Raw genomic sequence first — 14,006 nt, forward strand, 5'->3', positions numbered from 1 at the left:
CTCGATGCTCGAATGTCTTAGGCCTTGCGCGGAGCCAGGTAGCCCAGGAAGCGGCGCTCCGCCACGCGGAAGATGCCAATCAGGATGAAGGTGATGCACAGGTAGATCACCGCTGCGGCGATATAGGCTTCAAACGGCAGGTAGTAATCCGAATACACCCGGCTGGCGGCGCCGGTCAGGTCCACCAGCGACGGCACGGTCGAGGCCAGGCTGGTCGAGTGCAGCATCATCACCACCTCGTTGCTGTAGGCGGGCAGGGTGCGGCGGATGGCGCTGGGCAGCACGATGCGGCGCATCAGCTGCCAGCGGCCCATGCCCATCGCCCGGGCCGCTTCCACTTCGCCCTTGTAGGTTTCGCGGATCGAGCCGGCCAGCATCTCGGCCGTGTAGGCGGCCGTGTTCAACGTGAAGGCCAGGAAGGCGCAGAAGAACGGCTCCTTGAAATAGGTCCAGGGCCAGACCGCATCCCAGCGTGCCTGCACCCATTCGAGCTGCGAGAAGCCGTAGTAGATCAGGTAGACCTGGATCAGCAGCGGCGTGCCGCGCATGAAGTAGGTAAAGGCGCCCACGGTCTTGCGCAGCAGCCAGGAACGGCTGACCAGGGCGAGCGCGCCCAACAAGGCCAGCACCGCGCCAATCGCCAGGCTGGAGAGCAGCAGCTTGAGGGTGGTGACCAGGCCCTCGCCATACAGCGCATGGGTGTCCGGCTGAAAAATGACTTCCCAGTTCATAGCTGCACCTTTTCGGTTCCCAGGCTGTAGCGCGCATTGAGGCGGCCCAGCGCCCACAGCGATACCGAGGTGTAGATCAGGTACAGCGCAGCAGTGAACAGGAAGAAGATGAAGGGCTCGCGCGCAGCGGCGCTGGCCTGCTTGGCCAGGTAGGTCATGTCTTGCAGACCGATCAGGCTGACCAGCGCGGTGGCCTTGATCAGCACCAGCCAGTTGTTGGTAAAGCCGGGCAGTGCGTAGCGCACCATCTGCGGCAAGGTGATGCGGAAGAAGGTCTTGACCGGGCTCATGCCGAAGGCCCAGGCCGCCTCCATCTGGCCCTTGGGGATGGCCAGGATCGCGCCCCGGAAGGTTTCAGTCATGTAGGCGCCGTAGATGAAGCCGATCGTGAACGCGCCGGCGACAAAGGGGTTGAGGTCGACGGAGCTTTCGCTGCCCATCTTCTCGAGCAAGGTATTGAGGCCGATGGCGCCGCCGTAGAAGATCAGCAGCATCATCACCAGCTCGGGGATGCCGCGCACGATGGAGGTGTAGAACGTGGCCAGCACCACCAGCGGGCGGCGGCCTGAGAGCTTGGCACTGGCGCCCAGCAGCCCCAGCACGGTGGCGATGGCAGCCGACGCCAGCGAGACCGCCACGGTGAGCAGCGAGCCCATCAGGATCGATTGAAAGTAATCACTCATAGTTTCTGGCCTTAGGCGGCGGTATTGCGGTGTGCAATAGCGCTGGTGAATGGCCTGGTGGTTGCCTCTGAAGGCGCTTGCAAAAGGGGCAGGGCACCATGGAATTGCGGCGCGTTCCAGTATGAAGACTCTGGAGCACCGCGCCGCTTGGTGTTAGCCCTGATCTAGAGCCTACTGCACCGGGAGTGCAGCAAGGCTCTGCACGGATCAGTTGCCGTAGGGGTCGAAATCGAAGTACTTCTTCGCAATCGTGGCATAGGTGCCATTGCTGCGGATGGTCTTGATCGCCTCGTTGATCTGCTTTTTCAGATCGCCCTGGTTCTTGCGCATCGCGATGCCGATGCCGTCGCCGTAGTACTTGGTCTCGTACTGGTCCGGGCCCTTGTAGCCGTAGTCGGCGCCTTCGGGCTTGCGCAGGAAGCCGCCATTGACCTCGACCTTGTCGGCCACGGTGCCATCCAAGCGGCCGGACTTGATGTCCAGGTAAACCTGGTCCTGTGCTTCATAAGGCACGATGGTCGCACCTGCAGGCTTGAGCTCACCGTTGGCCCACTTTTCCTGGGTGGAGCCCTTGAGCACGCCGATCTTCAGACCCTTGGCCGATGCCGGGCCCTTGTATTCGGCGCTTTTCTTCAGAACCACCGCGCTGGGGGTCTTGTAGTAGCGGTCGCTGAAATCCACGACGCGGCGGCGCTCATCGGTCATCGACATGGAGCTGACGATCACGTCATATTTCTTGGCTTGCAGGCCGGGAATCATGCTGTCCCAGACCTGTTCGACAAACACGCATTTGCGCTTGATCTGCTCGCACACCGCCTTGGCGATGTCGACGTCGAAGCCGGTGACGTCGCCTTGGGGCGTCTTGAAGGTGAACGGTTCGTAGGTCGGGTCGACAGCTACTTTCAGGTCTGCAGCAAATGCGGGGGCTGCGATAGCGGCCACTGCCAGTGCGATCAAGGTTTTACGCATAGTGAATCCTCGGATCCTAATGTTGATGAGGTGGCTAGCATGCTAGTGCTTTTGCAGCCCTTCGTCGGAGTCTCCATCAGCGTGTGGCGACCCGGCGACAGCCCTGCGCCGTGCTTTTGGCCGAAGCGGCGAGCTTGTGCGCATTATCACCAGCCTAATTGCCCATTAAGCGTAAAAATCGACGTTGAAGCGTCAATTTTTACGCCCTATCCAGGGAAACACTGATAAGTAACTGTTGTGATGGTCGTTCTGATCGTCTATTTTGTCGAAACGTCTGCGCTTACTTCTTCCAGTAACCGGGGCGGATCAGCAGGCTGTGAACGCGGTAGGGGGCCTTTTCCTCGATGCCGATGTCCATCGGCACATACGCCTTGTCGCATTGCAGCAGGTAACTGGTGATGTAGGGGGTGGGGCTGGTCATCTGCGCGGCCACCTTGCAGCTGCCCACACTCTGGTGCACGTCATTGAACACCTGCTTCATCTGATCGCCATTGACCTGCTTGTTGAAGTCATCGGTAAAGGTTTTGGCATCGGGCAGCGCGGCCTTGCCTTCAAAGGCCGCCAACAGCGCTTGGAAACGCTGGGCCAGGGCTTTCTCTGCTGCCGGGTTGGGCGCAGGGGCCTGCGGTGCAGCCTCGCTGCTGGCTGCGGCCGAAGGCGCAGGTGCGCTGGACGCCTCGGGCGTGCTTTGGGCCTGGGCCGCAAAAGCGGCGCAGGCCAGGGCGGTGGACAGCAGGGCGTGGCGGGACATACGGTGCATGCGGGTTTCCTTGGTGTGGTTGTGCATCGGGCCATCCTAGGCGCTGCGGGCGCGCTAGTGGTAACACTTGGTATTCAGATGCGGCATAGCGGATGAGGGGCTGATGGAGTTTCGGAACCCCATCATGCAGCCCGGAATCGGCCAGCGCAGTCCGGACTGCGCGGCCCATTCCTGTGAAGGCACCACTGTGCAGCGCAGCCAGGGCCTACGCCGCCATCCAATGCCGTAACAGCGTTTGAGAATTGGCCTACATAAAACCTGAATGCAAAACCCTGTGCGGTGCCTGTGCCAGCGCGCTATTGCCGCGCGCTGCCGCGTTGCCCGCGCTGCGCGCTTTCATCTTGGTGACCCGGTTTTCGCACCATTGCGGCTAAGGTGTCGCGCAGTGATAGGCAACCCCGAAGGACACCGAGATGAATGGCGCACACAGTCTGGTCAAGACCTTGCTAGCTGCAGGTGTGGACACCTGCTTTGCAAATCCTGGCACCAGCGAGATGCACTTTGTAGCAGCTTTGGACCAGATACCCGGCATGCGCTGCGTGCTGGGACTGCAGGAAAACGTGGTCACCGGCATGGCCGATGGCTATTACCGCATCGCGCGCAAGCCCGCTTGCACGTTGCTGCACTGCGGCCCGGGCCTGGCCAATGGCTTGGCCAACCTGCACAACGCCCGGCGCGCGCGCAGTGGCATCGTCAATATCGTCGGCGACCAGGCCACCTACCACCGGCCTTTTGATGCGCCGCTGACGGCCGACACCGATGGCCTGGCCCGCGCGGTATCGGGCTGGGTGCATACCAGCACCCACAGTGCGGACCTGGGTCAGGACGCGGCGATGGCGGTGCGTGCCGCCTCGACTTTCCCCGGCCAGATCGCCAGCCTGATTCTGCCGGCCAATGTCTCGTGGGATGAGGGCGGTGTGGTGGCGCAGCCGCTTGCGGTGCCCACGCCGCCAGCGGTGGATGGCCATGCGGTTGATAACGTGGCCAAGGTGCTGCGCCAGGCCGGCGGCAAGGCCTTGATTTTGCTATCGGGCGCGGCGGTGTTTGCGCCGGCCCAGGCGCTGGTGTGGCGGCTGGCGCAGGCCAGCGGCGCGGCCGTGCTGGCCGAGTACGGCGCATCGCACCTGCAGCGTGGCCGGGGCCGCATGGCGCTGGAGCGCGTGCCCTATGGCATGGAGGCCGCGATCAAGACCCTGGCCCGGTTTGAGCACATCATCCTGGTGGGCGCCAAGCCGCCCGTGGGCTTTTTTGCCTACCCCGGCCTGCCGTCCACCCAGTACCCGGACAGCGCGCAGCTGCATGTGTTGACGCGCCCTGAGCAGGAGCCGCTGACGGCACTGCAGGCCCTGGCCGATGCACTGCAGGCGCCGCAGGCTGCCATACCCGATGCGGGCCCCCGGCCCGAAGCGGCCACCGGCGCGCCCACGCCCGAGGGGCTGGCCCGCACCGTGGCGGCACTGATGCCCGAGGGCGCCATCGTCTCGGACGAGAGCATCTCGTACGGCCGGGGCTTTTACCCGCACACCCATGCCGCGCCAGCGCATGACTGGCTGCACCTGGCGGGCGGGGCGATTGGGGATGGCATGCCGGTCGCGACGGGCGCCGCCATTGGCGCGGGCAAACAGCGCCGGGTGATCAACCTGCAGGCCGATGGCTCGGCGATGTATTCGCTGCAGTCGCTGTGGACGCAGGCGCGCGAGCAGCTGCCTGTCACCACCATCGTGCTGAACAACAGCCGCTACAACATCCTGATTGGCGAATACAAGGGCGTGGGCGCCACGCCGGGCGCCACCGCCATGCAGATGCTGGACCTGGGCAACCCATCGATCGGCTGGGTGAAACTGGCCGAAGGCATGGGCGTGGAAGCGGCGCGGGCCACCAGCATGGAAGAGTGCGCCAGGCTGATGCAGGCCAGCTTTGCCCAACCTGGCCCCTTTTTGATTGAACTGATAATTTAATAAATTCTGAAAGTTCTACTTTGGATCTCACCTACACTGCTGCCTGACCATGCTCCAACGCCTGCGCAGCCGCCCTCGCTTTTCCGCCGTGATCACGGCGGTTTTTGCGTTGCTGCTGCTCGTGGCATCGGTGGCAGGTGTGCAGGTGCGTGTGCTGGCACAGCCAATGGCCGCGGCGCTGGCGGCCGATGTTTGCAGCGTCAATGCACCGGCGCTGGATCTGGCGCTGGCCCATGCCGATCACCAGACCTCCGAAGATCTCCTGGCCGATAGCAGCGTAAACCATGCCGACCACAGCGCGCACAGTGCCCATGGCGCCGATTGCGTGCTTTGCATAGCCATGGCGCTGCCGCAGGCCTTTGCCGCCGATGTGCACCGGCCAGCGGCCCCTGCCTTCCACCACCAGTGGCAGGCCCAGACAGCGCACAGCCTCCACGCGCCGGGCGCGCCGCTGCCTGCGCGCGGACCACCAGCCGTCCTCGTCTAAGTGTTGATGCCGCAGTGATGCTGCTGCCAGCTCTGCGCTTTGCGTGCGGAGGGCCGTCCTGCAGCCTCTGCGGCCCATGGGCCTCGTCGTCCTGCTTGTGATGCCTGCTTTGGCCGCCTTGGCTGCGGCCGGCTGGGCCTGGGCATGGCTGCGAGCGCCCGCACCCCCCATTGATGCAAGCCGCTGCGCCTGCAGCGCTTGCTGCGAGAGACATTGATGACTTCCTACTTTTTAGAGGCAGCGCCCAATCTGCGCCTGCCTGCCCCGCCGCGCGCCCGTTTGCAGCGACCGCAGATGGCGCTATCCGTACTGATGCTGGCCAGCAGTGCTGCCTGGGCGCAGACGCCGGATACGGCCGATGCCCCGGTGCTTGCTGCGGCCAGCGCGCCTGAAATCAGCCTGCAGGAGACCGTGGTGACAGCGGTGCACGAGCATTCGCCGCTGCAGGTGGTGGCCGATCCCAAGCAGCCGCGCCAACCGGTGCCGGCCAGTGATGCGGCCGACTACCTCAAAAGCATTCCCGGCTTTTCGGCGATCCGCAGTGGGGGCTCCAACAGCGACCCGGTGTTCCGGGGCCAGTTTGGCTCGCGTCTGCCGATCCTGACCAATGGGCAGACCTTGCTGGGCGCATGCCCGGCGCGCATGGATTCGCCCAGCTCCTATATATCGCCCGAGACCTACGATGTGCTGACGGTGGTCAAGGGCCCGCAGACGGTGATCTCGGGGCCGGGTGCATCGGCCGGGGTGGTGCGCTTTGACCGCGAAAGGCCGGCGTTGGAAAGCGGACAGGTGCGCCTGTCTGCCAGCCTGCAAGGCGGCACGGCCGCGCGCAGCGACCAGAACATCGACCTGCTGGCCGGCAATGCCGAGTACTACGTTCGCCTCACCGCCAACCATTCGCAAAGCAAGGACTACCGCGACGGCGATGGCCAGCGCGTGCCTTCGCACTGGGACAAATGGAACACCGATGTGGCGATAGGCTGGACGCCCGATGCCAACACCTTGCTGGAGCTGAGTGCGGGACAGGGCGATGGCGAGGCGCGCTATGGCGGCCGGGGCATGGATGGCACCCAGTTCAAGCGCGAAAGCTATGGCCTGCGCCTGGAGAAAAAGAACCTGAGCGAGCGATTGACCAAGCTGGAAGCGCAGCTGTACTACCACCGCGCCGACCATGTGATGGACAACTTCAGCCTGCGGCCCTTTGTGCCGGAGGGGGGCATGTCGATGCCGATGGCGGCCAATGTGCGGCGCACCACCACCGGCATGCGGGTGGCAACGACATGGCAACTGGGGCCGCACACCGAAGCGGTGCTGGGCGTCGATGCGATGGGCAGCCCGCACGACAGCCGGTCGGGCACGGAGATGCAGTCCTACCGCAACAAGCCGTGGGCGCGGGATGCCAAGTTCAGCAACCAGGGTCTGTTTGCGCAGGCCACGCAGCACCTGGGCAGCGAGGACAAACTGGTGGCCGGCCTGCGGCTGGACCGGGCACAGGCCTGGCGCTACCCCAGCGGCAGTGGCATGGGCAGCATGGATGGCATGGGCGATATGGGCGGTATGGGGGGCATGCAGGCCATGGCTGGCATGGAGGGCAGCATGGCCGCCACGGCCAGCAACCACCGCGAACGCAGCGCCATGCCCAGCGGCTTTTTGCGCTGGGAGCGCGCCCGCGCCGATGGCAGCACGCTCTATGCCGGCATTGGCCATGTGCAGCGCTTTCCGGATTACTGGGAGCTGATATCGCCCAGTAACAGCGCCGCAGACCAGGGCGATGCCTTCAACCGCCTGCGGCCGGAGAAAACCACGCAGATCGATGTGGGCGCAAGCTGGAAGGGCGCGGGCTGGCAGCTCTGGACCTCCGCCTATGTCGGCCAGGTGCAGGACTATCTGCTGTTTGACTATGTGGGCATGGCCTCCAACGTGCGCAATGTGCAGGCGCGCACCGCCGGTGCCGAGCTGGGTGGCAGCTACCAGCTGACTCCCGGCTTGACCGCCCAGGCCACGATGGCCTACAGCTGGGCCCGCAACCGCAGCGATGGCAAACCGCTGCCGCAGGTGCCGCCGCTGGAGGCCAAGCTGGGCCTGGACTACCGACAAGGCCCCTGGAGCGCTGGCGCACTGTGGCGCCTGGTTGCCGCACAGCACCGCTATGCCAGCGGCCAGGGCAATGTCGTCGGCCAGGATCTGGGGCCCAGTGCCGGTTTCGGGGTGCTGTCGCTCCATGCCGGCTACAAGGTCAGCGAGCAGCTGCGCCTGACTGCCGGTATCGACAATGTCTTTGGCAAGACCTATGCCGAGCACCTGAACCTGGCTGGCAATGCGGGCTTTGGCTTCCCTGGCGGGGTGCGCATCAACGAGCCGGGGCGCACTCTGTGGCTGCGAGGGGATATGAAGTTCTGATGCAGGCCAGCGCAGCTGCCGGGCAGAATCCGGTGGCGGCGCTGCGGCTTGGAGTCCTTACAGCGGGACGCGCAGAAAAAGCACAATCACCGTGCCCAGCGCCAGGTTCAGCGCGACGAGCTGGCGGATCTGGCCCAGCGCCTTGCCGCCTGCCGGCCAGTCCTTGGCATTGACGGCCTGGTCCAGCCGCTTGAACAGCGCAAAACGGATGTGGCCAAAGACGGCCATCATTGCCAAGCCCAGCACGGCCATCACCATCCAGGAGACGGGCATGTTGAACTTGGCACCGGCCTGCGCAGCCATCTTATGAACCAGGCCCATCATGCCGATGCCTGACAGCAGCACGGCCGCGATGATGACCAGCACCACCGCAAAAAAGCGTTGGAGCACATCGCGCATCAGCACCAGGCGCTGGGGCGGCTCCAGCTGTTGCAGGGCGGGGCGCAGAAAGAAATGCGCAAAGGCCATGCCGCCCAGCCAGACGATGATGGACAGCAGGTGCACGGTTTTGAGAATGATGTAGAGCATCGGGGGCGGCATATTGTGGTGTGGGGATGCGCTATGGTACGCGCCAAGCCGCCCGGGCTGGGGATGCGGGCCAGCTTTAAAAAATACCCATGCTGATGCCTGCGGCCATGGCTTCGCCCAGCTCGCGGCAGCGCTGCAGATCGTCTGCGCCAATCTGCTTGGCCGCTGCAATGGCCTCGGGCGTTTGGGCATGGGTGCACACCACCAGCGGCTCCGCGATGGGCTTGAGCCGCCAGCCTGTGGCGATGCGGGCGATTTGGCGTGCCGCGTTGCTGCCATCGCTACCAGCGCAAATCAAGCATGCATAGGGGCGGCCCTGGATGCGGTCGAGCGCCGGGTAGTAGCAGCGGTCAAAAAAGTCCTTCATCAGCCCGCTCATCGCGGCCAGGTTCTCGGGGCAGGCAAACAGGTAGCCGCTGGCGGCCAACACATCATCAGGCCCGGCATCGGGTGCGCAGAGCAGGCGCACTTCTACCCCTGCCTGGCTGGCAGCGGCGGCGCGGGCGGCTTCGGCCATCTGGCGGCTGCCGTCGGTGTGGCTGTGGTAGACGATCAGGAGTTGGGCGCTGTCCATGGCCGCAAGCATAGTGGCAAAGGCAGCTGTCATGTGCAGGACGCGGGGCCATGCCACGCGCTGCGCTGCATGCTAGATTGGCTGATCGCTATCGAGGCTTCGCCACAAGGCATACGACCATGAACGACCTGTTTGAACGCATTTCCACCAGCTTCCATGCCCAAGGGCTGATGCAGACCCTGGGCGCGAGCCTGGTGTCCGTGCAGCCGGGGGAGGTGCAGATTGTGCTGCCCTACCAAAAGGCGCTGTCGCAGCAGCATGGTTTTTTGCATGCTGGCGCCGTCAGCAGTGTAGTGGACAGCGCAGCGGGCTATGCAGCACTGACGGTGGCTGCCGAGGGCTATGAGGTGGTCACGGCCGAGTTCAAGATCAACCTGATGCGCCCGGCGATTGGCGAGCGCTTTGTCGCCATCGGCAAGGTGGTGAATGCCGGCAAGCTGCTGACGGTGTGCAGCGGCGAGGTGCTGGCCTATGGCGCAGATGCTGCAGCGGCGCCCAAGGTAGTGGCGCTGCTGCAGGCGACGATTGTCAATGTGAAGTACTGAGGCGGCTTACCAGCCAGCCACGTTGGGGCGGCTTGCTGGTGCGGCCTCAGGCTGCGCTCAATCCTGCCACTGGAACAGCGGCGGCTGCTTGCCGACAAAGCGGGCAATGGCCTCCTGGTGGAAGGCGCTTTCGCGGCACAGCGTCTGGGCCAGTGCTTCTTGCTGGTAGATCTCGTCGCGCTGGGTCTCAAACGCGCGGTTCATCACGCGTTTGGTGTAGCCCATGGCCTCGGTCGGTGCGCTGGCAAAGCGCTCGGCAAAGGCCAGCGCGTCGGCCAGCACGTCTTCGCTGCCGATCTTGTAGACCATGCCCATCTGCTGGGCCTCGGGGGCGGCTACGACGCGGGCGGTAAAGGCCAGCTCCTTGGCTGCCTGCAGGCCCACCAGGCGCGGCAGCAAGTACATGCCGGCCAGGTCAGGCACAAAGCCGATCTTGGCAAACACGCAGCAGAACTTGGCAGAGGGCGCCGCCAGCACAAAATCACCAGCCAGCGCCAGCGACAGGCCGGCGCCAAAGGCGCTGCCTTGCACGGCGGTGATGACGGGCTTTTCCATGTCCAGCAACTCATCAAACCAGCGGTGCAGGCCCAGCATGCGGTTGCGGCTGTCAAACACATCCTGCTTGCCGGCGACAGTGGCCTGCATGCTCTTGATGTCGCCACCGGCGCAGAAATGGCCGCCGGCACCTGTCAGCACCACCGCCTTGATGGCGCGGTCATCGCGCACCTGCGGGATGAGGCGGGTGAAATCTTCGCGCATCTGCTCGTCGAGCGCGTTGCGGGCCTGGGGGCGGTTCATCGTCAGCACGGCGGTGGTGCCATGCATGCTCAGGGTCAGGGCGGTCATATCAGTCGGTTTTCAAAATAAAGCGGTAAGGCGGGCCAGCGGCGGGAGCGGGGGCTATTCGGCACGGATGCCCAGTTTCTGGGCCACCGGTATCCAGCGTTCGCGCTCCGAGGCCACGAACTGCCCCCATTCTGCGGTGCTGCCCGCCATCGGCTGCGCACCTATGCGACGCAGGCGCTCCTGCACCTCAGGCTTGGCGAGGGACTGGTGGATGGCGCGGGCTATGCGCGCCACCGCGTCGGCCGGTGTGCCGCTGCGGGCCACCACGCCAAACCAGGCGCTGGCCTCGGTGTCGCCAAAACCCAGCTCGGCCAGCGTGGGCACCTGGGGCAGCGCTGCAAAACGCTGCTTGTCCAGCAGCGCCAGCGGCACAATGCGCCCGCCCATCGCCTGCTGCATGCACGAGGGCAGCGCGTCGAACATGATGTCCACATTGCCGCCCATCATGCTGGTGATGGCCGGCGCGCTGCCGGAGAACGGCACATGGGTGACCTGGAAACCCATGCGCTCGCTGGCGTATTCGCCTGCGAGATGGGTGATGTTGCCGCTGCCCGCTGATCCCATGCTGAGCGTCTTGCCCTGGCGCTGTGCCTGCTGGGCCAGCGCGATCAGTGCGCGCAGATCGCTGGCGCCCAGGTCCTTGCGGGTGACCAGCAGCAAAGGCGCCTTGCCCAGGCCCGCGACGGGCACAAAATCCTTGACCGGGTCGTAGCCCATCTTGGCGTAGATGGCGCTGTTGATGACCAGCGGCGCATTGGATCCGACAAAGAAGGTGAGCCCGTCGGCGGGTGCGCGCAGTGCGGTCTCGGCGGCAATCATGCCGGCGGCGCCGGCCTTGTTCTCGATGACGATGGGTTGCCCGCTGCTCTGGCCCACATCCTGGGCGACGATGCGCGTGATCTGGTCGGCTGCACCGCCTGCGGGGTAGGGCACGACCCAGCGCAAGGGGGCATCGGCCCCGCGCGCCAGCCAGGGGCTGGCCAGGCTGGCGGCTGCGCCCCATCGCACAAGACGGTGGTGGAACTGGCGTCGGGATACGGGCATCAACTGTCTCCTAGGCAGCATCTAGTTATGGGCATGTGGGGGGCTGCCTGCCCCAGCATCCATGCAGGCTAGGGCCGTTTTTGGGCAGCGTCCAATACCAAATTGCACTCAGCTGATATGCAGTCGCATGTGGCCTTTACCCGTATGCTGGCCCGTGAGGCGCACAGCGCTGACTGCATCGAGACCTACCGGAACCAGGAGCCCTTTCCATGACTGCATTTTTGAACTACGAACAGCAAGGCCATGTCGTCACCCTGACGATGTGCCAGCCCGAGCGCCGCAACCCGCTGACCGGCAACACGGCGGTGGCCGAGATCCTGGCCGCCTGCGAGCGGATTGCGGCCGACAGCAGTGTGCGCGCGGTGATCCTGACGGGCGAGGGCCCCGCGTTCTCGTCGGGCGGCGACATCAAGACCATGCAGCAGCAGTCCTTTGGCGATGTCGATGGCATGCGCATCCGCGATGACTACCGCCGTGGCATCCAGCGCCTGCCGCTGGCGCTGTTCAACCTGGAAGTACCCACCATCGCCGCCATCAATGGCGCGGCCGTCGGTGCGGGCCTGGACCTGGCGTGCATGTGCGATCTGCGTGTGGCCTCGGACAAGGCCAGGTTTGCCGAGAGCTTTGTCAAGATGGGCATCATCCCCGGCGACGGCGGTGCCTGGCTGCTGCCCCGGGTGATTGGCATGGCGCGCGCGGCCGAGCTGTCGCTGACCGGCCGCATGATCGACGCTGCCACCGCGTTGCAGTGGGGTCTGGTGTCGCAGGTGGTGCCGCCCGAGGAACTGCTGAACGCCGCCAATGCACTGGCCAGCGAGATTGCCGCCAACCCGCCCCAGGTCACCCGCATGACCAAGAAACTGATGCGCGAAGGCATGCACCAGAGCCTGGCTTCTTTGCTGGAACTGTCGGCTGCCTACCAGGCGCTGGCGCACCAGACGGCCGACCACCGTGAGGCCGTGAGCGCCTTCCTCGACAAGCGTACGCCGGAGTTCAAGGGCTAACACGCCGTTCGTCCGCTAGCCGAAGGCTTGTTGGATCTGCCGGGCCAGCTGCAAGGCCTGCGCCTCGCTGGTGATATTGGCAAAGCCCATCAGCAGGCCTTGGCGGGGCGCGGCATCGATATACCAGCGCGACAGCGGATGCGTGGCCAGGCCTTGCGCGCGGGCGCGCTGGGCCACCAGGCTGTCGTTGTCGCCGTCCCGAATCTGCCCGAGCAAATGCAGACCGCCGGGCTGCAAGTCAATGCGCAGGCGATCGCCCAGCACCTGCTGAAAACTGCGCTGTGCCACCTCGCGGCGCTCGGCGTACAGCAGCCGCATCTTCTTGAGGTGGCGCGCAAAGTGGCCCTGGGCCATGAAATCGGCCACGCTGGCCTGCAGCAGATAGGGGCAGCCGGCATTGAGGTTGGAGCTGACAGCCTGAAAGCGTGGCACCACCTCCAGCGGCACCACCGCGTAGGCCAGGCGCAGGCCCGGAAACATCACCTTGCTGAAGGTGCCGGCGTAGATCACGCGGTCCTGCCGGTCCAGGCTTTTGAGGGCGGGCAGGGGCCGGCCCTGGTAGCGGAACTCGCTGTCGTAGTCGTCTTCGATGATCCAGCTGCCGGCCTCCCGCGCCCAGTCCAGCAGCGCCATGCGCCGCTCCAGCGACAGGGTCACGCCCAGCGGGCTTTGGTGCGACGGTGTCACCATCGCAAACCGGGCGTAAGGGCTCCGCTGCCGGCCAACTTCCACCTGCATGCCCTGGGCATCGACCGGCACCGGCACGATCTGCACCGAGGCATTCTGTAAAAACGGACGGGCCAGGATATAGCCCGGGTCCTCAAACCAGAACGCATCGCCGGGGCTGGCGAGGCTGCGCAGGCTCAGCTCCAAGGTATTGCGCAGGCCGGTGGTGACAAATACCTGCTCGGGCACGCAGGTGACGCCACGCGAGACCGCCAGGTAGGCCGCAATGCGCTGGCGCAGTTCCTCATCGCCTTGCGGGTTGGGGTAGGCCAGACGGAAGGGCTCGCTGCTGCGCAGGCGGTGGGTGACCAGCCGGTTCCAGACCTTGCGCGGAAAGGCATCGATCGCCGGCAGCCCCAGCTGCAGCGGCCGGGGCTGCAGGCCATCGTAGTCGACGATGTGGGTGGCCGGTGGCTGGGCAATGGCTTGCGGCGCCATTGCGGACGCGGCGCGGGGCAGGCCCGGTGATATGACCGTGCCCGCTGCCCCGCGAACCTGGAAATAGCCTTCATCGGCCAGGATGCGGTAGGCCAGATCGACGGTGCCGCGCGACAGGTTCAGCTCGGCCGCCAACGCCCGCGACGCCGGCACCCGGTCGCCCGCGCGCAGATGGCCTTGCGCAATGGCGGTCTTGAAGCGCTGGCAGATCTGCAGGTACATGGGCAGCTGCAGGCTGCGGTCTACCTGCAGCTGCAGCGCGTTTACGGGGAGGGTGGGGTCGGGCATCCAGGTATTCCTATCTTGGCCTAGT

Annotated in this window: 14 protein-coding genes; 5 read left to right on the plus strand and 9 right to left on the minus strand. The window is 65.1% G+C overall.

All coding sequences use genetic code 11. The features are described 5' to 3' along the window. Window positions 1-17: 17 nt before the first annotated feature. The 4 genes from AB7A72_RS22090 to AB7A72_RS22105 form a co-directional block, all read right to left on the minus strand. On the minus strand, window positions 18-731 hold the full coding sequence (locus tag AB7A72_RS22090; protein WP_369461186.1) for an ABC transporter permease: 714 nt from the start codon (window positions 729-731) through the stop codon (window positions 18-20). Then, window positions 728-1,414, minus strand: a complete 687-nt coding sequence (locus AB7A72_RS22095; RefSeq protein WP_239812283.1) for an ABC transporter permease — start codon at window positions 1,412-1,414, stop codon at window positions 728-730. The genes AB7A72_RS22090 and AB7A72_RS22095 overlap by 4 nt, the downstream gene beginning before the upstream one ends. A 207-nt stretch (window positions 1,415-1,621) precedes the next feature. Further along, complete coding sequence (locus AB7A72_RS22100; RefSeq protein ID WP_312409284.1) at window positions 1,622-2,383, minus strand: transporter substrate-binding domain-containing protein; 762 nt, start codon at window positions 2,381-2,383, stop codon at window positions 1,622-1,624. 280 nt (window positions 2,384-2,663) lie between these two features. Continuing rightward, the gene (locus tag AB7A72_RS22105) at window positions 2,664-3,143 is read right to left on the minus strand and encodes a hypothetical protein (protein ID WP_369461187.1); all 480 of its coding nucleotides are present in this window, start codon (window positions 3,141-3,143) and stop codon (window positions 2,664-2,666) included. A gap of 413 nt (window positions 3,144-3,556) precedes the next feature. On the opposite strand from AB7A72_RS22105, the gene AB7A72_RS22110 reads away from it, so the two are divergent. From AB7A72_RS22110 to AB7A72_RS22120, 3 genes are all read left to right on the plus strand, one after another. Next, the gene (locus AB7A72_RS22110) at window positions 3,557-5,101 is read left to right on the plus strand and encodes an acetolactate synthase large subunit (protein ID WP_369461188.1); all 1,545 of its coding nucleotides are present in this window, start codon (window positions 3,557-3,559) and stop codon (window positions 5,099-5,101) included. Window positions 5,102-5,150: 49 nt separating this feature from the next. Continuing rightward, window positions 5,151-5,588: a DUF2946 family protein gene (locus AB7A72_RS22115; RefSeq protein WP_369461189.1), complete on the plus strand. Its 438-nt coding sequence runs from the start codon at window positions 5,151-5,153 to the stop codon at window positions 5,586-5,588. A gap of 216 nt (window positions 5,589-5,804) precedes the next feature. Next, complete coding sequence (locus tag AB7A72_RS22120) at window positions 5,805-7,988, plus strand: TonB-dependent copper receptor (RefSeq protein ID WP_407065009.1); 2,184 nt, start codon at window positions 5,805-5,807, stop codon at window positions 7,986-7,988. Window positions 7,989-8,045: 57 nt separating this feature from the next. On the opposite strand, the gene AB7A72_RS22125 is transcribed toward AB7A72_RS22120, so the two are convergent. Both AB7A72_RS22125 and AB7A72_RS22130 read right to left on the minus strand, forming a co-directional pair. Further along, window positions 8,046-8,516: a CopD family protein gene (locus AB7A72_RS22125; RefSeq protein ID WP_369461190.1), complete on the minus strand. Its 471-nt coding sequence runs from the start codon at window positions 8,514-8,516 to the stop codon at window positions 8,046-8,048. A 76-nt stretch (window positions 8,517-8,592) separates the two neighbouring features. After that, a complete protein-coding gene (locus tag AB7A72_RS22130; RefSeq protein ID WP_239812277.1) occupies window positions 8,593-9,090 on the minus strand; it encodes a flavodoxin family protein in 498 nt (165 codons plus the stop codon). A gap of 119 nt (window positions 9,091-9,209) precedes the next feature. Between AB7A72_RS22130 and AB7A72_RS22135 the strand changes: the two genes are divergently transcribed. Continuing rightward, window positions 9,210-9,635, plus strand: coding sequence for a PaaI family thioesterase (locus AB7A72_RS22135; RefSeq protein WP_369461191.1), 426 nt, complete (start codon window positions 9,210-9,212; stop codon window positions 9,633-9,635). 57 nt (window positions 9,636-9,692) lie between these two features. Here AB7A72_RS22135 and AB7A72_RS22140 read toward each other — a convergent pair whose 3' ends face one another. Further along, window positions 9,693-10,481 (minus strand): enoyl-CoA hydratase/isomerase family protein, encoded by a 789-nt coding sequence (locus tag AB7A72_RS22140; protein WP_312409276.1) that lies wholly within the window; start codon window positions 10,479-10,481, stop codon window positions 9,693-9,695. A 54-nt stretch (window positions 10,482-10,535) separates the two neighbouring features. After that, window positions 10,536-11,525 (minus strand): Bug family tripartite tricarboxylate transporter substrate binding protein, encoded by a 990-nt coding sequence (locus AB7A72_RS22145; RefSeq protein ID WP_369461192.1) that lies wholly within the window; start codon window positions 11,523-11,525, stop codon window positions 10,536-10,538. A 209-nt stretch (window positions 11,526-11,734) separates the two neighbouring features. Here AB7A72_RS22145 and AB7A72_RS22150 point away from each other — a divergent pair, with 209 nt between their 5' ends. Beyond that, window positions 11,735-12,529, plus strand: a complete 795-nt coding sequence (locus AB7A72_RS22150; protein ID WP_312451228.1) for a crotonase/enoyl-CoA hydratase family protein — start codon at window positions 11,735-11,737, stop codon at window positions 12,527-12,529. Between the two features lie 15 nt (window positions 12,530-12,544). Here the strand turns inward: AB7A72_RS22150 and pdxR are convergent, their stop codons facing one another. Continuing rightward, entirely contained in the window at window positions 12,545-13,981 is a 1,437-nt protein-coding gene (pdxR, locus tag AB7A72_RS22155) for a MocR-like pyridoxine biosynthesis transcription factor PdxR (RefSeq protein WP_369461193.1), read from the minus strand. Window positions 13,982-14,006 lie beyond the last annotated feature (25 nt).

Origin of the sequence: Comamonas sediminis (assembly GCF_041107495.1) — a bacterium.
GTDB classification, from domain to species: domain Bacteria; phylum Pseudomonadota; class Gammaproteobacteria; order Burkholderiales; family Burkholderiaceae_C; genus Comamonas; species Comamonas sediminis.